Genomic DNA, 18,209 nt, shown 5'->3' on the forward strand with positions numbered 1-18,209 from the left:
GTTATCTAATCACGGATGGCCCTTGGTCCGGTAGCGCGATGTCGACGACGCGGAATTGCACACGCTCGACGCCCTGGTAGCGATCGACCGACAACGATCCCGCGACATGCATTTGCTGACCGCGGTTGGCGAGCAGCGCAGTGCCGAGCTTCTGGCCGACCGAACGGAACGCGATGCCGTTGACGATGGCACCGTCACCGGATTTGAAGCGCAGCCTCAAGTGCGCCTGCCCGACCTCGTCGGCATAGACGAGCTGGTGCGCCGGCAAGGCCAGCACCGGCTCCGGATTGCCGCTGCCGAACGGGCCGGCGCGGTTGAGGGTGGTCGCAAGCTCCGGCGTCACCGCGCGCGCGGAGACCGCGCCGTCGACATAGAGCTCGTGGACGTGCCGCGCCTCCGCGACATCGCGCGCCAGCGCGTTCTCCAGATAGGCGCGGAATTCGGCGAGCTTCTCCTTGCGCAGCGTCACGCCCGCAGCCATCGCGTGGCCGCCGCCCTTGAGCAGAATGCCATCAGCGACCGCCTGCCGCACCGCCTTGCCGAGATCGACGCCGGCGATCGAGCGGCCCGAGCCGGTGCCGATGCCGCCGGGCTCGAGCGCGATGGCAAAGGCGGGCCGCGAAAATTTCTCCTTCAACCGGGAGGCGACGAGGCCGACCACGCCGGGATGCCAGCCTTCGGAGGCCGTGACGATGACGCCGAGCTTGTCTTCCAGCCCGATCGAGGCGATCGCCTCGGCTTCCGCCTGCGCTTCCGCCGCCTGCTCGATGATGCGTCGCTCGTTGTTGAGGCGATCGAGCTCGGCGGCGATGCGCGCGGCCTCGACGCTGTCAGCTTCGAGCAAGAGCCGCACGCCGAGATCGGCGCGGCCGATGCGGCCGCCGGCATTGACGCGCGGCCCCAGCATGAAGCCGAGATGCCAGGCCTCCGGCGGACCGTTGAGCCGCGCCACGTCCATCAGCGCGGTATGGCCGACATGGTCGCGCCGCCGCATCGCGATCAGTCCTTTGGCGACGAAGGCGCGGTTGAGACCGACCAACGGGGCGACGTCGGCGACAGTGCCGAGTGCGACGTGATGCAGCATGCCGAGCAGATCGGGCTCGGGCATCTCGGCGCGCCAGAAACCGCGCTGACGCAGCTCGCGATTGACGGCGACCAGCGTCACCAGCACGAGGCCAACGGCGGCGAGATGACCAAGCCCCGAGAGATCGTCAGAGCGGTTCGGATTGACCAGCGCATCGACCTCGGGCAGATCGAGACCGCATTGGTGGTGGTCGATCACGACGACGGACATGCCGAGGCGCTTCGCCTCGGCCAGCGGCTCGATACTGGTGGTGCCGCAATCGACGGTGACAAGCAGCGTTGCGCCCTTCGCAGCGAGCGTGCGCACTGCTTCGGTGTTCGGGCCGTAGCCTTCGAAGATGCGGTCGGGAATGTGGATCAGCGGATCGAGGCCGCAATGGCGTAGATGCCAGGCGAGCAGCGCCGCCGATGTCGCGCCGTCGACGTCGTAATCGCCGAAGATCGCGACCTTCTCGCCCTTCGTTGCGGCATCCGCGATCCGCTGGGCAGCGGCTTCCATCTCCGTCACCGTGAACGGGTCCGGCAGCAGTTTTCGGATCGTTGGGTCAAGGAAGTCCGGCACGGTGTCGATGTCGACGCCACGGCCGGCCAGCACCCGCGCCAGCAGCTCCGGCAATTGGTGCCGCTGCACGATCGCAAGCGCCTTGGCCGCCCCGCGCCCGTCGAGCCGGTCACGCCAGAGCTTGTCGGTGAGCGAGCGCGTCACCCCCAGGAACGCCTGGGGCGCTTCGACGGGCAAGGCAGTGGCGGGTGGCGTCATGATTCGAGAACGATCTTGGGAACTCGGGGGGCCGGACGAACACGGAAGGCGTCCGGGTCACTGGCGGATTGGCCGGCAAGCCGCCGGATTTTGCAACGGTCACCAGGCACAAAGCGGTGGATGAGCGATCCTGGCGGCACGAGGTGACTATCATTTAGGCAATCCGCAAAACAGCAAATTAAGCGGGCGTTAGGCGGAATCCTCGAAAAGGAATCGTATTCGATCTGTAATTTGTTGTCCTGGGTTCATTGCAGATCAGACCTCATTGCCAAGGGAAGCTCCCGATGTCCGCTGCGCTGGGTCTGAAAGCCAAGCCGATTGCCACTGAACCCGCTGATGATGATTCCGACATCTCCGCACTGATCAACCGCCTGACTGCGGAGGTCAACCAGATCGCGGTCGACAAGACCAAGGCGATCCAACAAATCACCAACCAGATGAAGATGCTGGCCCTGAACGCGCTGATCGAGAGCTCGCGCGCCGGCGCGCAGGGCGCGGGCTTTGCGGTGGTGGCGCAGGAGGTGCGCGGCGTCGGCCAGCAGGTCGAGACCATCGCCCGCGAGCTCGAGACACAGTTGACGAAACGAACCGGCGACCTCGTCGCCTCGATCGACCGCATGAGCCAGCGCTCGCGCGGCGAGCGCATGGTCGATCTGTCACTCAATGCCATCGAGCTGATCGACCGCAATCTCTACGAGCGCACCTGCGACGTGCGTTGGTGGGCGACCGACTCCGCCGTGGTCGATTGCGCGGCTGCGCCGAGCGCGGCGGCTGTAAACCACGTCTCGCAGCGCCTCGGCGTGATCCTCGGGGCCTACACCGTCTATCTCGACCTCTGGCTCTGCGACCTCGACGGCAACGTCATCGCCAATGGGCGCGCCGACCGCTTCCGCGTCGTTGGCCAGAACGTCGCCCACACCAAATGGTTTCGCGAGGCGCGATCCTTGCGCTCCGGCGACGACTACGTCGCCGGCGACGTCGAGAACCAATCGCTGCTCGGCAACGCGCAGGTCGCGACCTATTGCGCCAGCGTCCGCGCCGGCGGCCAGGCCCACGGCGCGCCGATCGGCGTGCTCGCCATCCATTTCGACTGGGAGCCGCAGGCCCGCGCCATCGTCCAGGGCGTGCGCATCGGCGACAGCGACAAGGCCCGCGTACTGCTGGTCGATTCGAATCTTCGCGTGATTGCCGCTTCCGACGGCCAGGGCATCCTCAGCGAGCGTATCTCGATCTCGCTGAATGGCCAGCGCTCCGGCTTCTATCACGACCGCACCGGTGCGCTGGTCGCATTCCATGCCACCCCGGGCTATGAGACCTATCGTGGGCTCGGCTGGTACGGCGTGATCGTCTGCGGGGCGTGAGGCGCCCCGCAAAATCGGACGGGTAGCCCGCCAATATCAAAACTCGCGAAAACAACCCCATGCACAGTAGCAAGGGGTTGCTTTCATTGGTGTTTTCCGACGAGGCTTCCTTGCTGTTCTCAGGGGCCGTCACAACGCTTTGACACGTCGGGCAAAACACTGGCAATCTGCGATCGTCGCAGGTTGTGTTCACAGCACGAGGGATGATCCCTTAGCGGTTTTGTGAGATCGCACCCCGGCTTCTGAAGCATTTTCCGGCAAGCCACGCTCGTTACAGACAAGAGCCCCGCGCCAATGGTCGCGTAGAGTCGCTTCGCATCACGTTCATCGACGTGAGAGCGCGAGTTCGCATTGGTCATCTCGCGCTCCGAAATCCCGAGGAGACATGCCATGAAGATCGTCGTGATCGGTGGGACCGGATTGATCGGATCCAAGCTCGTGGCGAAGCTCAAACAGCAGGGCCATGAGGCCGTGGCCGCCTCGCCGAAATCAGGTGTGAACGCCGTGACCGGCGAAGGCCTCGCTGCCGCACTGGCCGGCGCCGATGTCGTCGTTGACGTCGCCAATGCACCGTCCTGGGAGCCGGCCGCCGTGCTCGATTTCTTCCAGCGTTCGAGCCAAAATCTCGTCGCGGCAGAGGCTGCTGCGGCCGTGAAGCATCACGTGGCCCTTTCAATTGTCGGCACCGAACGGTCGCCCGACAACACCTATTTCCGTGCCAAGCTCGCCCAGGAGACCATCATCAAGTCCTCTTCGGTCCCCTACTCGATCGTGCGCGCCACTCAGTTCTTCGAATTCCTCGCCGCCATTGCCGAAACAGGCGTGATCGAAGGGAAGATCGTCGTTCCCACGGCCCAGTTTCAGCCGATCGCAGCCGATGACGTCGTTGCTCGCCTCGCGGAGGTCGCAACGGGCCGGCCGCTCAACGGTACGATCGATATCGCAGGACCTGAGAAGGCCCCCTTCAATGAATTCATCGCGCGTCGCCTGAAGGCGGCCGGCGACACACGTCCCGTGGTCGGAGACCCGAAGGCGCTGTATTACGGCGCCCCCATCGACGACACATCGCTGAACCCGCTCGGCGAGGCGCGGCTCGGGAAAACGCCGCTCGCAACATGGCTCGCCGGCCTCTGAGACTTGTAATCACGACCATCACCGCAGTGAAGGACATCCCATGCGCAGATTGCTGATCGCTACAGCGGTTTATGCTGCCTCGTTGCTGACGGCTCATGCAGCCGAGCCGGCAGCGCCATTGGCAAAGGTAACGGTCGTGTTCGACCAGACTCTGCCCAACGTCCCCGGCAAGAGCATGAAAGGCGTGCTGGTCGAATATGGCCCCGGGGGCTCCTCACCCGCGCACATTCATGCTCCCTCTGCCTTCATTTATGCCACGGTCCTGGAAGGCGCGATCCGCAGTCAGGTCAATGATGGCCCCGCCAAGGTCTTTCACAAGGGAGAGAACTTTTCCGAGCGGCCCGGCGACCGCCACGCCGTCAGCGCGAATGCCAGCAATACCGAGCCTGCGAAACTGCTTGCGGTGTTCGTGGTGGATACGGCCGACAAGGAGTTGACGACTCCGATCGCGAAATAGTGCCGGATCCGCAAGCGCAGCCGACAATCCCGATCGGCAGGGTTATCGCATACGTCGCTCTTTACCAATTCGACCGATGGGCGAGTGGATAGAGTTGCGGTTGGCATCTCTGGTCGTGCTAGCGCGTGTACCCATAAACCCGGCGGCGTGATGCGACCAAAAGGAATGTCTGCTTTGCCCCTATAGCGACCGAGTTCGTGCGGCAGCGCGATATGTCGCGATGGGCCAATTGGCGACATTCTGTCGCTCATCCGACGACTTCTCCGTCCGGTGTAAGGTTAGATGCGCAGACATCGCATGTGGCCACCGAATAACCGAAGTCTCGAAAGCAACGGTCAAGTTAACGTTTCCTTCCTTCAGCGTATCATTCGGGGAGCCTGGCTCGCCGCAATCCTTCTTCGTATCGCGAGATGTCTTCGGCACGCCGATAAGGTCCCAGCACGTTTTTGAGGTTGGAAACCCGCAGTGTAGGATTGAGTTGGCGCAGGCGCACGACCGCCTTCTGCGCTTGATCGAGCCTTCCCGCCATCGCATTGCTCGCAGCGCCAATACGAAGTAGAGGTTGAGAGTTTGGATTGTCCTGCAACGCCATTGCCGCCCACGATGCCGCTTCGTCATAGCGACTTAGGAAAAAATGTGCATGCGCAGTCCCAGCTCGCATCGGTGCGCCCCACGGATCAAGTGGGCTTAGGCGTATGGCACGCTTGAAGCGCTCGATCGCTAGCTCGTATTCGCCGAGCCAGTTCTTTACCCAGCCACCGCAATCCCACGCCTCGGCCACATTGGAATTGAGCGCAAGCGCGCGATCGATTAAGGCGGCGCCTCGATCGAGATCGCGAACAACATATGCCAATGCCCATCCGCTATCAGCGAGCGCGATTGCATCATCCCTACCTAGCTCAACCGCCCGCTGAGCGAGCCTCGATACCTCGGCCACCTCCTCCGGTGTGAGTGAAATCCAGCCAAAGGCCTTGGCATTGGCATAGCAAAAGGCGGCACGAGCGTAGGCTGTCGCAAAGTAGGGGTCCAGCTCGATCGCGCTGTTGAATAGGTGCAGTGCCTCGCTGCACGCTTGCTGACTAGCATCCTGATAGGACTTAGCTAAACCGCGCAAGTAGTGATCATAGGCGTCAAGACGCTCGGTTGCCTTGCGTGTGGCACGCTCTATCTCGGCTCTCTCCACCGCCGGCCCGATTGCTCCGACAATGCTCTCCGTCACCTGGTCCTGCAGATCGAAAATGTCGCCGAGCCCACCATCAAACCGGTTCGCCCAAAGATGCGCGCCAGTAGCGGTATCGATAAGCTGTCCCGTGATGCGCACCCGGTTTGCCGCCCTGCGAACGCTTCCTTCCAACACATAGCGAACTCCAAGCTCACGCCCGACTACCTTCACGTCGACGGCGCGACCCTTGTACGCGAAGCTGGAATTGCGGGCGATGACAAACAGCGCCTTGAAATGAGATAGCGCCGTGATGATGTCCTCGACCATTCCATCGGCAAGGTAGTCCTGTTCGGGATCCCCGCTCATGTTGGTGAAAGGTAATACCGCAATCGACGGTTTGTCCGGAAGCGCCAGTGCGGGGCTTGCCGATTGCGTCCGCAGCTCTGTAGCTGGTGCTGGCACTCGGAACACGTGGACCGGTCGAGCGATGTTCTTGAGCTGACGCTCGCCGAGATCCTCAAAGACCAGATCTAGCTTGTCGCGTACTTGATCGTGCACGACTCTGCTCACGCAAATCCCATTGGCTTCGGCGAGGGCTTCGAGCCGTGCCGCAACATTGACACCATCGCCGTAAATATCGTCGCCGTCGATGATAATGTCCCCGAGATTGACGCCGACGCGGAACTCGATGCGATGGTCCGCCGGGACATCCTCATTGCGACCCTGCATAGCGCGCTGTACCTCGACGGCGCATTCGACGGCTTCGATCACGCTCGAGAATTCGATCAGGAGGCCATCGCCTGTGGTCTTGACGATGCGGCCCTGGTGCTCGGCAATGTTCGGCGCGATCAGTTCTCGTTGATGCGTCTTGAGCGCCGCCAAGGTCTCGGCTTCGTCGACACCCATCAGCCGGCTGTAGCCGACAACGTCGGCGGCGACGATAGCGGCGAGCTTCCGGGCCATGCCCACACCCGTTCAGGTTCGAGGGCTAGAGCCAGTCTACCCGAATAGGCGCCGATGGTCATCAGGTCCGTAGCGGTTCCGTAATTCCGTTATGGGTTCAAAGGCTGCCCTCGTTAGCCAGCATGACCTTGGTCGGGTCACCTCTATGAAGCGGACATCCCCGAACTCTGGGCTGAGGTCAGCCACGGGCACATTGAGCCGTTCCCGATAATTTAAGCTGCTGCTATAATTCCGGCCGGCCGGAAAATCCCGGCAAGCGCGGGGGCGCCAATGCAGCCAGACACCCGGTACGCCAAGAGCGGCGACGTTCACATAGCCTATCAAGTGTTCGGCGAGGGCCCGCTCAATGTTGTCTTCGCTCCGCCGGGCTTTACCAACGTCGAGCACTGGTGGGACGAACCGGAGGTGAGTCGTTGGCTGCTGCGCCTGGCGCGCTACGCCCGGGTGGTGATGTTCGACAAGCGCGGCACGGGCCTATCGGATCGGGTCGCTGACTACCCGGGTCTAGACCAGCGCATGGACGATCTGCGGGCAGTCACGGACGCCGCCGGGATGGAACAGGTGGCGCTTCTTGGCATTTCGGAAGGCGGCACGATGTCGGCGCTGTTCGCCGCGACCTATCCCAGTCGCTGCCGCGCGCTGGTGCTCTGCAACGCCTATTCGGCATCGACATTTGCTCTGTCGACGCTGGGGCAAAATCTCGACTATATCGAGCGTGACTGGGGCAGCGGCGGCAGCGTGGCAAGGTATGCGGCCTCCCGCGTCAATGACTGCGCGTTCAAACGCTGGTGGGGCAAGAACGAGCGAGTGTCCAATAGTCCTGCCGGCGCTGCGGCGTACGCGCGCATGAACCGTCAGATTGATATCAGCGACATCGTCTCGACGATCCGGGTCCCGACCCTCGTCATCCACCGGACGGACGACAGGAACATCAGCGTCGAGGGCGGCCGGTTTCTCGCCACGCATATTCCAGGCGCTCGCTATCTCGAGTTCCCAGGCGTCGACCACATCCCCTTCGTCGGCGACAATGCCGACGACATCGCCGATGCGATCGAGGAGTTTCTGACCGGCTCGCATGCCCCCGTCGCGGCCGACCGCGTGCTTGCTACGGTGCTCTTCACAGACATCGTCGGCTCGACGGAGAAAGCCGCCGCACTCGGCGACCATCGCTGGCACGATCTCCTTGACTCTCATCACACCGCGATACGGCGTACCCTCTCACGCTTCCGCGGCCGCGAAATCAAGACGACCGGCGACGGCGTTCTTGCTACTTTCGACGGTCCGGCACGCGGCGTGCGCTGCGCTTGCGCCATCGCCGACGAAATCAGGCCGCTTGGCATCGAAGTCCGCGCCGGTCTTCATACCGGCGAGTGCGAAGTGATCGGTGATGATATCGGCGGCATTGCCGTTCACATCGGAGCGCGTGTGGCGGCGCTCGCCGGCGCGAGTGAGGTGTTGGTGTCGGGCACGGTCAAGGACCTAGTGGCGGGTTCCGGCTTGCGTTTTGGTGACCGCGGCAATCATTCGCTCAAGGGTGTCCCCGGAGATTGGCGCATCTTTGCAGTCGAACGGTGAATGCGCCGTCTAACCAATTCGGATTGACACTCCTCGGCTTTTTTCTCTCGCGCCAAATGTCCCTTGTGGGTCAAAATGCGAAGACCTCAGAGTGAGGAAATCCAGTCCGCTCCGCCCTACTAAGCGGCCTCAATACCTTCCGTGACTTCGCTGATGGGCCAATAGCGGCAGGGTGGGGGAACTGGGGCCGCAGATTGTCCTCTGCCCGACCAAGGAATAAAATGCCCTCCAACTTTCCAAGTTTGCAACCATCCAGTGCGCAAGCTCATCGCGGGCAACGCGAGGGGGAGAGCCTCATCATCGGAGGTACACATGGCAGCGGAAGATCTTGATCGCGCAGTCGAGCGAAGTCATCGAGCCGTGGCAGCGGTATTCCGAGGTGATCCGGGCCCGGCGACGGCTCTCTTTTCAGAAAATGATGACGTCACTTTGGGCAACCCTTTTGGGCCCTATGCACGCGGCCGTAAAGAGGTCGAAGAAACGATTGCCCGTGCCGCCTCGAACTATCGCGATGGCGACGTGACCGGCGTGGAACTTGTAGCGACATATGTGTCCGATGGGCTCGCCTGTGTCGTCGAAGTGGAGCGAGGGCATGCCAAAGTTGGTGGGAGCGATCAAACGGCCACACTGGCTTTGCGTGTGACCAGCCTCTTTCGCTTGGAGCACGACGTTTGGAAACTTGTCCACCGGCATGCCGACCCGATCACGACACCACGTCCAGCAGCGTCTGTGATCAGCCAATAGCAACGCGCTATCATTCGTTCGGCGTTCTCATCTTCCGCGACAACAATCTGCTTGCCGCGAGTACGCGGCCGCGACTTCTGTTGTGGGTCATTTTCGACGGTCTTGGCAGAGATTGAGGGCTGGTTGATGTCCGCTGCTGTCCGTAAGCGCCATACAAGGCTCGGGCCAGGAGCGTTGCATTTGGCCGGACTGCCGTGATTCAAACTCCCGAACTGGGGGCTCGAATCATGCGCTACGAACTCGCCGACCATGAATGGACTGCCCATCAAGCCGATGCTGCCGAACAAGCCGCGTGGCGTCCTCGGGTGAACGACAGACGGGTCCTGAATGGCATCTTCTGGGTACTCCGATCAGGAGCACCCTGGCGTGATCTGCCGACAGCGTTTGGCCCATACACCACTTGCTACAACCGGTTCGTCCGCTGGCGGCGGGCTGGTGTCTGGCGCCGCATCATAGAAGCGCCTGCCACGGCCCATGATGCCGCCGTCCAGATGATCGACACCTCCATTGTCCGCGTGCATCAGCATGGAGCCTGCTTCACAAGAAACCAACGCCAATCGATGGGAAGGTCCCGCGGCGGCCTAACGAGCAAAATCCATGCGGTGGTCGATAGCAATGGTCTGCCAGTGCGGTTGGCGCTGAGCCCCGGTGAGGCCCACGACGTCCGACTTGCCGGAAAACTGCTGTCTCGTCTGAGATCCGGGTCAATGCTGCTTGCCGACAGTGGCTATGACGCCGACTGGATAAGAGAGCTTGCCATGAAGAAGGGCGCATGGGCCAACATCCCGCCGAAGAGCAATCGCAGAGATCCGATCTGCTTCAGCCCCTATCTCTACCGCGCTCGCAACCAGGTCGAGCGGTTCTTCAACAGGATCAAACAATGTCGTCGGGTGGCAACGCGCTACGACAGGCTTGCCGCCAACTACCTTGCCTTTGTTCAACTCGCGTCAATCAGGCTATGGCTGCGTCTTTATGAGTCCGCGTCCTAGTTCCTCCACGGCTCGTTGTTGCGATGCGTCGTTTTCCAGGGGATGAAACCTCCGCAGAGTTCCGTGTACCAAGAGGCGCGCGCATGCATTGCGCGACGGTGGAACCGGCCGACGAGCCGGTCAGCGCCACTTGTCGCGCGCCCAGCACGCCCCAAATGAACGGGGTGGTCGACCGCTCGATTTCCGGAAGGCGGGACCCACCGAGGTTCTCCGTCGCGGAGACCAGCATGCCGTCACCGGCACCCACAAACGAAGCTGAGAGGTTGGCCGCCCTGCGCGCGCTCGACATCGTCGATAGCGCGCCGGAAGTTGCTTATGACGAAATCGCCGAGCTCGCGGCGCAGCTCTGCAGCTGCCCAGTCTCTTACATCAGCTTCATCGACGACGAGCGGCGCTGGCTCAAGGCACGATATGGTCTGCCGGCCGAAGTCACTGACGCTCCGCGCGAGAACGCTGTCTGCACAACGACGATTTGCGGCACCGAACTACTCGTCGTTCCCGACCTGAAACGGGATCCGCGTTTCGAAAACAGCCCGATGGTCTCACTGAAGCCATCCTGCCGATTCTATTGCGGCATGCCGCTCATCACTGACGAAGGTTATGCGCTCGGAACGCTTTGCGTGATGGACTTCGAGCCGAGGCAGCTGTCTTTCGAGCAGACGGAAGCTCTTCGAATGCTGTCGCATCAGGTGCTGGCGCAACTGGAACTCCGTCGCAAGCTGATCGAGGATCGCCAGACCATCAAGCAACTGGAGCAAGCACGCCTCGAGGCCGCCGCTGAGCGAGCACGCGCCGAGGAATTGTTGCACAACGTCTTGCCGGCGCCGATCGCCGACGAGCTGACGCGACGCGGCAGAGTTCAGCCGAAATACACCCGGTCGGCCACCATTCTGTTCGCGGATATTCAGGGCTTTACCCTGCTCGCCGAACGGACCGAGCCAGCCAGGCTCATCCATCTCCTCGACGAATATTTCTCGGCCCTGGACGAAATCGGTGCCCGACACGGTCTGGAGAAGGTCAAGACCATGGGCGATGCCTACATGGCGGTTGCGGGCGTTGTTTCGCCCGACCGGCGGCACTCGATCGATGTCTGCCTCGCGGCGTTGGAGATGCGGGCGCAGCTCGACTACCTGAGAGCGGAATGCGAAGCGATCGGCGAACACGCCCTGCAATTGCGCATCGGAATCCATACCGGACCGGTCATTTCCGGCGTCGTCGGCAACCGCAGAATAACCTTCGACATCTGGGGGGATGCGGTCAACACCGCGTGGTTCATGGAGGCGTTCGGAGTCGCTGGCCGGATCAACGTCTCGGAAACCGTGGCCGGGCACGTCCACGGGCTATTCGACCTGGAGTCCCGCGGCTCCATCGAGGCCAAGCACGCGCGCGCACACCAAATGTTCTTTCTCAACGGCCTTAAGAGGGAATATTCGCGCAACGAAGACGGAAATCTGCCGAACGATCATTTTCTTTCCGAGTATCACCGTATCGGTGGTTCGCGATTGGCCCACGAACGCTGAGAGCGCGTTCAGTGCCGCAACCGATGATCGCAGAACGGTTTGCAGACGAACTGCCTGGCTCGCTCACCTGATTTGCCGTCAGCTCGACTTAGCGCCGCGCCGAGCCGCCATCTCCGCTGCAAGCAGCAGCGCGGCGCGGCTGGCGCCGATCGAGGCGATGCCTTGCCCTGCGATGTCGTAGGCGGTGCCGTGCGCGGGCGTGCAGATCGGGAATGGAAAGCCCCCGAGCAGGGTCACGCCGCGATCAAATCCCATCAGCTTCATCGCGATCTGCCCCTGGTCGTGATACATCGTCAGCACCGCGTCGAAGGCGCCGGCCTTGGCGCGTAGGAACACGGTATCGGCGGGGAACGGTCCCTCCGCGGCGATGCCCTCGCGCTGAGCGGTTGCGACCACGGGCGCGATGACATCGATCTCCTCGCGGCCGAAATTGCCGCCGTCGCCGGCATGCGGATTGAGACCCGCAACCGCGATGCGCGGTCGCGGAAAACCGGCATTGCGCATGCAAGAATCGGTCAGCTTGAGCGCGCGATGGATACGTTCGCTGGACAGCTTTGCAGCGACGTCTTTGAGCGGAATGTGGGAGGTGACGCGTGCATTCCAGAGCTGGTCCAGCACGTTGAACTCGCTCGCCGCGGTCTTGAGGCCGACCACCTCGGCGGAGAACGCGATCTCATCATCGTACTCGGCGCGGGCAAGGCGCATCGCCTGCTTGTTGAAAGGGGTGAAGCAGACCGCATCGACGCGTCCGTCGCGGCCGAGCTCGAGTGCGTACCGGTAATTGGCCAGTGCGAATTTTCCGCCAGCAAGGGTCGCGGTCCTCGGCTCGACCTCCTTGAGATCGAGATGGCCGAGATCGACAAACAGCGTCTCGCCCTCCGCCGCGCGAAGGTCGGCCCCCTGCTCCACCATCGCCAGCTTCGGCTTGACGCCGGCGACGCGCGCGCCTTCGTCGAAGATGCGGCGGTCACCGATGACGACGAGCCGGCAGCTCGCGCGGATGTCGTCCTGCACCGCGAGCTTCGCCGTCAGCTCGGGGCTGATGCCGGCGGGATCTCCCATGGCCAATGCAATCAGCGGCTTTGCGGTCATATGATCACCTTTTCCTCAGCTGTCGTCCGATCGGTAGATGGCGCGGGTTTGCGCCAGAGCCGCGCGAGCTGCAGCACGAGCGGAAGCAGCAACAGTGCGATCCCGGCCACGATCAGGCACGTCACCAGCTTGTTTGCAAAGAAGATCCCGAGCGATCCCTTGGAGATCAGCATCGACTGCCGGAACGCATCCTCGGCCTTGTCGCCGATGACGATCGCGAGCACGAGCGGCGCCAACGGATAGAACAGCTTCTTGAAGAGATAGCCGACGATCCCGAAGCCGAGCATCATGACGACGTCGAGATAGGAGTTCGACACCGAATAGGCGCCGACGACGCAGATGATCACGATCAGGGGCGCGATCACCACGAAGGGAATCCGCATCAGGGCGGCGAAGACCGGAACGGTCAGCAGCACCAGCGCGACTGCGACGATGTTGCCGACATACATCGAGGCGATCAGCCCCCAGACGAAATCCTTACTGTCGACAAACAGCATCGGCCCGGGATTGAGGCCCCAGATCATCAGCCCGCCCATCATGACCGCCGCGGTCGCCGAGCCGGGAATGCCGAGCGAGAGCATCGGCAGTAACGCGCTGGTGCCGGCGGCATGATCGGCCGTCTCCGGCGAGATGATGCCTTCGACCTCGCCCGTGCCGAAGTATCGGCCGCAGCGCGAGAAACGGCGGGCGATGCCGTAGCTCATGAAGGATGCCGCGGTCGGGCCGCCTGGCGTGATCCCCATCCAGCACCCGATCGCGGCGCTGCGCAGCAAGGCAACGCCATGCTGCGGCAGACGGCCGACGGCGCGGAACACTTCGCGCCAGTCGATCTTGGAGGACACCGCGCGGGCATGAAACTCCTCTTCCACGGCGACCAGCAGCTCGCCGATGCCGAACAGGCCCATCACGGCGACGACGAAGCTCACGCCCTTGACGAGTTCGTCGACGCCCATGGTGAGGCGGACGCTGCCGGAGACGGTGTCGATGCCAATGGCGGCGATCGCAAAGCCGATCGCCAGCGCCACGACGGTCTTGATCGGCGCCGCACCACCCATGCCGACGAAGCTCGCGAAGGCGAGGAAATAGACCGCAAAATACTCGGCCGGCCCGAACGCGAGCGCAACCTGCGCCACCCAGGATGCGAGGAAGGTGATCAGTATGACGCCGATCAGCGCGCCGAACGCCGCCGAACCGAAGGCGGTCGCGAGCGCCGTCGTTGGCCGGCCGTCGCGCGCCATCGGGTAGCCGTCGAAGGTGGTCGCGACCGACGACGGCTCGCCGGGAATGTTGAAGAGGATCGAGGTCACCGAGCCGCCGAACAGCGCGCCCCAATACATGCTGGAGAGCAGGATGATCGCCGAGACCGGTTGCATGCCGAAGGTCAGCGGCAAGAGCAGCGACACTCCGTTCGGCGCACCCAGCCCCGGCAGCACGCCGACGAGAATGCCGAGCAGCACCCCGACGGCCATCAGGGCCAGATGCGGCACGGTGACCGCGATGGTGAAGCCGTGCAGGAGCTCTGCGAGATTATCCATCGGCTTCTCCGTCAGAACCCGAGCGCGGCGGCGAGCGCGCCGTGCGGCAGGCTGACCTGGAACATGCGCTCGAACACGACGTAGAGCGCGAGTGCCGTCGCCCCCGCCATGGCAAGCGCGCGCGGCATGGATTGGTGCCGGGGGATCGCCAGCACCGCGAAGACATACAGCGCCGAGGCGACGTACATCCCGGCCAGCGGAATCGCGGCCACGAAGATAGCGGCCGGCACGAACAGGCCGGCGAGCCGGCGCAGCTCGATGGGCGTGATGGCGATGGGGACATTGGCCAGTGTGGCAGCCGGTAATATGCCGCGCACCATATTGTAGAGGCTCCCAAGCACGATGATGATCCCGGTCAGGAACGGAAACGTGCCGGCGTCCACACCCGCGCTCGACCAGCCGATACCATTGTCGAGGCTGGAGACGACGACGGCCGCACCAAAGCTGCCGGTGAGGACGGCGGTCGCAAGTTCAAGCGCGCGGCGCGAGATCATTCGGGGCTCCAGGCGAGCAGCGGACCTAATTTCCTCCGTCGTCCCGGCGAAGGCCGGGACCCATAACCACAGGGAGGAGTTTGACGAAAACTAGGAGTCAGAAATTCGTTGGTACGAGGACCGCCGCCCATCGAGAGATCACGCGGTATGGGTCCCGGCCCCCGTGCGCATTGCGCACTAGGCCGGGACGACGGCGGAGTAAGGGGCACGCCCCGCCTCACTTGACGAGCCAGCCCTGCTCGCCGGCGACCTGCTTGACGTGCTCGAGGTCCTCCTTGATGAACTTGTCAAGCTCGGCGCCGGTCAGGAAGGTGTCGACCTGCGAGGTCTTCTCGATGTAGTCCTTCCATTCCGGCGTGGCCTGGACCCTCTTCATGAGGTCGACATAGAACGCGGCCTGGTCCGGCGTGACCTTGCCGGGGAGCCACACCGTGCGCGGCTGCTCATATTGCTTGATGTCGAGGCCCTGCTCGACGCAGGTCGGAACGTCGCTCCAGCCTTCGGTCGCGGTAACCTTCGAGCCCTGCGGCAGCCGCTTCGGACTGAAAACACAGAGCGGGCGCTGCGTGCCGCCGCGCCATTGCCCGAGGCTTTCGCTGGGATTGTTGACGTGGGAGTCGAGGTGTCCGCCGGCGAGCTGGACCGCGGTCTCGGCGCCGCTCTTGAAGGGGATATAGGTCAGCTTGACCTTGCCGGCCTTCTCGATCATGCGCGTCAACACCTCGTCGGTGTCCTTTGACTGCGCGCCGCCCATCTTGAATTCGCCCGATGCTGCCGCCTTCAGATAGTCGCCCGCCGTCTTGTACGGCGCGTCCTGCTTCACCCAAAGCAAAAATTCGTCCTGCGCCATCGCCGCGATCGGGGTCAGATCGGTGTAGTTGAAGGCGACCTTGGAGACGAGCGGCTGCTGCCAGGCGTTCGACGTGCCGAAGATCACCTTGTAGGGATCGCCGGCGGAAGCCTTGCCGTAGACATAGCCTTCGGCGCCGCTGCCGCCGCCCTTGTTGACGACGACGATCGGCTGCTCCGTCAGCTTGTGCTTGGTGATGATGTTCTGCACCGCGCGGGCAAGGTTGTCGGTGCCGCCGCCCGGCCCGGCAGTGGCCACGAACTCGATCGGCTTTTGCGGTTGCCAGGCCGCACACGCCGGCATCGTGCCGGCGAGCACGGTCGCGGCCGCGGAGAGCAGAAATGTTGACGTCCGACCCATAATTTCCTCCAGCTGATTTTTGTCTTTTGTTGTTGTCGTATCGACGCCCGTTCAGGCGACGCGTTCCTCGCGTCTTCCTGCGGCCAGCACGATCGCGCCTTCTTTTTCGAGCGCTTCGATTCGTGACTGGTCGAACCCGTGCTCGGCCAGCACCTCGCTCGTGTGCTGACCATAGACCGGCGCGCCTGCCAGCACTTTGCCTGGGGTCTCCGAAAACTTGATGGGAAGTCCGATCGTCTTGACGGGACCGAGCGTGGAGTGCTCGACCTCGACGACCATCTCGCGCGCCAGCGTCTGCGGATCGCTGAGCGCTTCCAGCATGTCGTGCACGGGGCCGCAGGGCACGCCCTTCTCGTCCAGCGCCGCGAGCCAGTGCGCGCGGGATTTGGTGCGGAAGCGTTCGCTCAGGACCGCTTCCAGCTCTTTCAGATTGGCCATGCGGTCGGCCCCGTTAACGAAGCGCGGATCGGCAGCGAGCTCGCTGGCGCCGAGGGCTTCCAGCATCAACAGCCAATGCTTCTTGTTGGCGCCGCCGACCACGAGCCAGCCATCCGAGGCTTCGAAGGCCTGATAGGGTGCGTTGAGCGGATGCGCCGACCCCATCGCGCGCGGCGCGGTGCCCGCGGCCAGTGCGATGGTCGATTGCCAATAGGTCTGCACCAGGGCGGCTTCATAGAGCGAAGTCTCGACCCACTGCCCTTCGCCGGTCTTGAGGCGATGCGTATAGGCGGCGAGAATGCCCATGCTCGCGAGCAGGCCGGCGGTGATGTCGGACAGCGGCGGGCCGCATTTGACGGGCGGACCGTCGGGACGTTCACCGGTGAAGCTCATGATGCCGCTCATGGCCTGCGCGACCAGATCGAAGCCGCGGCGATGCTTGTAGGGACCGGTGCGGCCGAAGCCCGATAGCGAACAGTAGATCAGCGCCGGGAATTCGGCGTGCAGTGCCTCGTAGCCAAAACCGAGACGCTCCATCGCGCCGGGCGCAAAATTCTCGACCAGCACGTCGGCGCTCGCGATCAATCGCCGCAGCACCTGCTTGCCGCCGTCGGTCTTCAGATCCAGCACGATGCCGCGCTTGTTGCGGTTCATCATCAGGAAGGAGGCCGCCTCGTCACCGATCTTCGGCGGCACCGAATGGCGGGTGTCGTCGCCGTTCGGCCATTTCTCGATCTTGATGACGTCGGCGCCCATGTCGGCGAGCATCAGGGTGCAGGTCGGCCCGGCCATGACATGGGTGAGATCGATGACCTTGAGACCGGCGAGCGGTCCCGAACGACGAGAGGTGGATTGCGAACTTTGCATCGGGCCCGTCCTATTGGCCGCGCCATTGAGGCGCGCGCTTGTTGAGGAAAGCATCGAGCCCTTCGCGAAAATCCTGGCTCGTGTAGCACATCAGGATGAGATCTTCGCCCTCGTCCCGCGTCAGCCGCCTTTGCAGGCGCGCCACAGCCTGTTTGGTCGCATTCAGCGTCAGCGGCGCGTGACTGGCGACGAGCCGGGCCACCTCCTCAGTGCGCCGCTCGAGCGCGGCAATATCCTCGACGACTTCGCCGAGCAGCCCGACACTTGCGGCCTCGGTGGCGTCGACAAGACGCGCGGTGAAGATCAGATCCTTGACGCGCGCGGCGCCGATGAGCGCGGTGAGACGGCTGACATTGGACATCGACAGGCAATTGCCGAGCGTGCGGGCGATGGGGAAACCGATTTTGGCGCTCCTGGTGCCGATGCGGAGATCGCAGGCTGCGGCGATGCCCGCCCCGCCTCCGGTACAGAACCCGTTGATCGCCGCGATCGTCGGCACCCGGCACTGCTCCAGCGTGGTCAGCACCCGATCGATGCGGTTCTCGTAGTCGATCGCGTCCTGCGGCGTCTTGAACTCGCGGAACTGGTTGATGTCGGTGCCCGATGCGAACGCCTTGTCGCCGGCCCCGCGCAGCACCAGCACCTTGATCGCATGGTCGCGGTTGGCCTCCTCGCAGATCGCGGCGAGCCGCTCGTACATCGCGAAGGTGAAGGCGTTGCGGGCCTGCGGACGGTTGAAGGTGATCCGCCCAATGCCGTCCTGGCGTTCGAAGACGAGGTCTTCTGCCTCCACTTGCAGGTCCATTTCCTCATGCCTTTCTGTTT

The 18,209-nt window shown here is 63.3% G+C and carries 15 protein-coding genes; 7 read left to right on the plus strand and 8 right to left on the minus strand.

Annotated features, from left to right (window positions below):
- Window position 1: 1 nt before the first annotated feature.
- Window positions 2-1,843: a single-stranded-DNA-specific exonuclease RecJ gene (gene recJ, locus BLV07_RS17745; protein WP_091887889.1), complete on the minus strand. Its 1,842-nt coding sequence runs from the start codon at window positions 1,841-1,843 to the stop codon at window positions 2-4.
- Window positions 1,844-2,127: 284 nt separating this feature from the next.
- Here recJ and BLV07_RS17750 point away from each other — a divergent pair, with 284 nt between their 5' ends.
- The 3 genes from BLV07_RS17750 to BLV07_RS17760 all read left to right on the plus strand — a co-directional run bounded on the left by BLV07_RS17750 (window position 2,128) and on the right by BLV07_RS17760 (window position 4,795).
- Window positions 2,128-3,204 (plus strand): methyl-accepting chemotaxis protein, encoded by a 1,077-nt coding sequence (locus BLV07_RS17750; RefSeq protein WP_091887891.1) that lies wholly within the window; start codon window positions 2,128-2,130, stop codon window positions 3,202-3,204.
- A gap of 390 nt (window positions 3,205-3,594) precedes the next feature.
- Window positions 3,595-4,338 carry an SDR family oxidoreductase gene (locus BLV07_RS17755; protein WP_091887893.1) on the plus strand — a complete coding sequence of 248 codons (744 nt, stop codon included), beginning with the start codon at window positions 3,595-3,597 and terminating at the stop codon, window positions 4,336-4,338.
- Window positions 4,339-4,378: 40 nt separating this feature from the next.
- The gene (locus BLV07_RS17760) at window positions 4,379-4,795 is read left to right on the plus strand and encodes a cupin domain-containing protein (RefSeq protein ID WP_091887895.1); all 417 of its coding nucleotides are present in this window, start codon (window positions 4,379-4,381) and stop codon (window positions 4,793-4,795) included.
- 364 nt (window positions 4,796-5,159) lie between these two features.
- On the opposite strand, the gene BLV07_RS17765 is transcribed toward BLV07_RS17760, so the two are convergent.
- Entirely contained in the window at window positions 5,160-6,920 is a 1,761-nt protein-coding gene (locus BLV07_RS17765) for an adenylate/guanylate cyclase domain-containing protein (protein ID WP_091887897.1), read from the minus strand.
- Window positions 6,921-7,244: 324 nt separating this feature from the next.
- On the opposite strand from BLV07_RS17765, the gene BLV07_RS17770 reads away from it, so the two are divergent.
- The 4 genes from BLV07_RS17770 (at window position 7,245) to BLV07_RS17785 (ending at window position 11,748) form a co-directional block, all read left to right on the plus strand.
- Window positions 7,245-8,495, plus strand: a complete 1,251-nt coding sequence (locus BLV07_RS17770) for an adenylate/guanylate cyclase domain-containing protein (RefSeq protein WP_244551135.1) — start codon at window positions 7,245-7,247, stop codon at window positions 8,493-8,495.
- Window positions 8,496-8,807: 312 nt separating this feature from the next.
- Window positions 8,808-9,239, plus strand: coding sequence for a YybH family protein (locus BLV07_RS17775; protein WP_091887901.1), 432 nt, complete (start codon window positions 8,808-8,810; stop codon window positions 9,237-9,239).
- 224 nt (window positions 9,240-9,463) lie between these two features.
- On the plus strand, window positions 9,464-10,228 hold the full coding sequence (locus BLV07_RS17780; RefSeq protein WP_502690091.1) for an IS5 family transposase: 765 nt from the start codon (window positions 9,464-9,466) through the stop codon (window positions 10,226-10,228).
- A gap of 227 nt (window positions 10,229-10,455) precedes the next feature.
- Window positions 10,456-11,748 carry an adenylate/guanylate cyclase domain-containing protein gene (locus BLV07_RS17785; protein ID WP_176945606.1) on the plus strand — a complete coding sequence of 431 codons (1,293 nt, stop codon included), beginning with the start codon at window positions 10,456-10,458 and terminating at the stop codon, window positions 11,746-11,748.
- 78 nt (window positions 11,749-11,826) lie between these two features.
- On the opposite strand, the gene BLV07_RS17790 is transcribed toward BLV07_RS17785, so the two are convergent.
- The 6 genes from BLV07_RS17790 to BLV07_RS17815 all read right to left on the minus strand — a co-directional run bounded on the left by BLV07_RS17790 (window position 11,827) and on the right by BLV07_RS17815 (window position 18,189).
- Window positions 11,827-12,840, minus strand: a complete 1,014-nt coding sequence (locus tag BLV07_RS17790) for a 4-hydroxythreonine-4-phosphate dehydrogenase PdxA (protein ID WP_091887905.1) — start codon at window positions 12,838-12,840, stop codon at window positions 11,827-11,829.
- Window positions 12,837-14,375, minus strand: coding sequence for a tripartite tricarboxylate transporter permease (locus BLV07_RS17795; protein WP_091887907.1), 1,539 nt, complete (start codon window positions 14,373-14,375; stop codon window positions 12,837-12,839). Before BLV07_RS17795 ends, BLV07_RS17790 begins: the two co-directional genes overlap by 4 nt.
- Before the next feature lie 11 nt (window positions 14,376-14,386).
- Entirely contained in the window at window positions 14,387-14,869 is a 483-nt protein-coding gene (locus BLV07_RS17800; RefSeq protein ID WP_176945607.1) for a tripartite tricarboxylate transporter TctB family protein, read from the minus strand.
- A gap of 217 nt (window positions 14,870-15,086) precedes the next feature.
- Window positions 15,087-16,079 (minus strand): Bug family tripartite tricarboxylate transporter substrate binding protein, encoded by a 993-nt coding sequence (locus BLV07_RS17805; RefSeq protein WP_091887911.1) that lies wholly within the window; start codon window positions 16,077-16,079, stop codon window positions 15,087-15,089.
- A 51-nt stretch (window positions 16,080-16,130) separates the two neighbouring features.
- Window positions 16,131-17,384, minus strand: coding sequence for a CaiB/BaiF CoA transferase family protein (locus tag BLV07_RS17810; RefSeq protein WP_091887913.1), 1,254 nt, complete (start codon window positions 17,382-17,384; stop codon window positions 16,131-16,133).
- A gap of 10 nt (window positions 17,385-17,394) precedes the next feature.
- Entirely contained in the window at window positions 17,395-18,189 is a 795-nt protein-coding gene (locus BLV07_RS17815; RefSeq protein WP_091887915.1) for an enoyl-CoA hydratase/isomerase family protein, read from the minus strand.
- Window positions 18,190-18,209 lie beyond the last annotated feature (20 nt).

This window comes from Bradyrhizobium sp. Rc2d, assembly GCF_900099855.1.
In the GTDB taxonomy this organism is placed as follows: domain Bacteria; phylum Pseudomonadota; class Alphaproteobacteria; order Rhizobiales; family Xanthobacteraceae; genus Bradyrhizobium.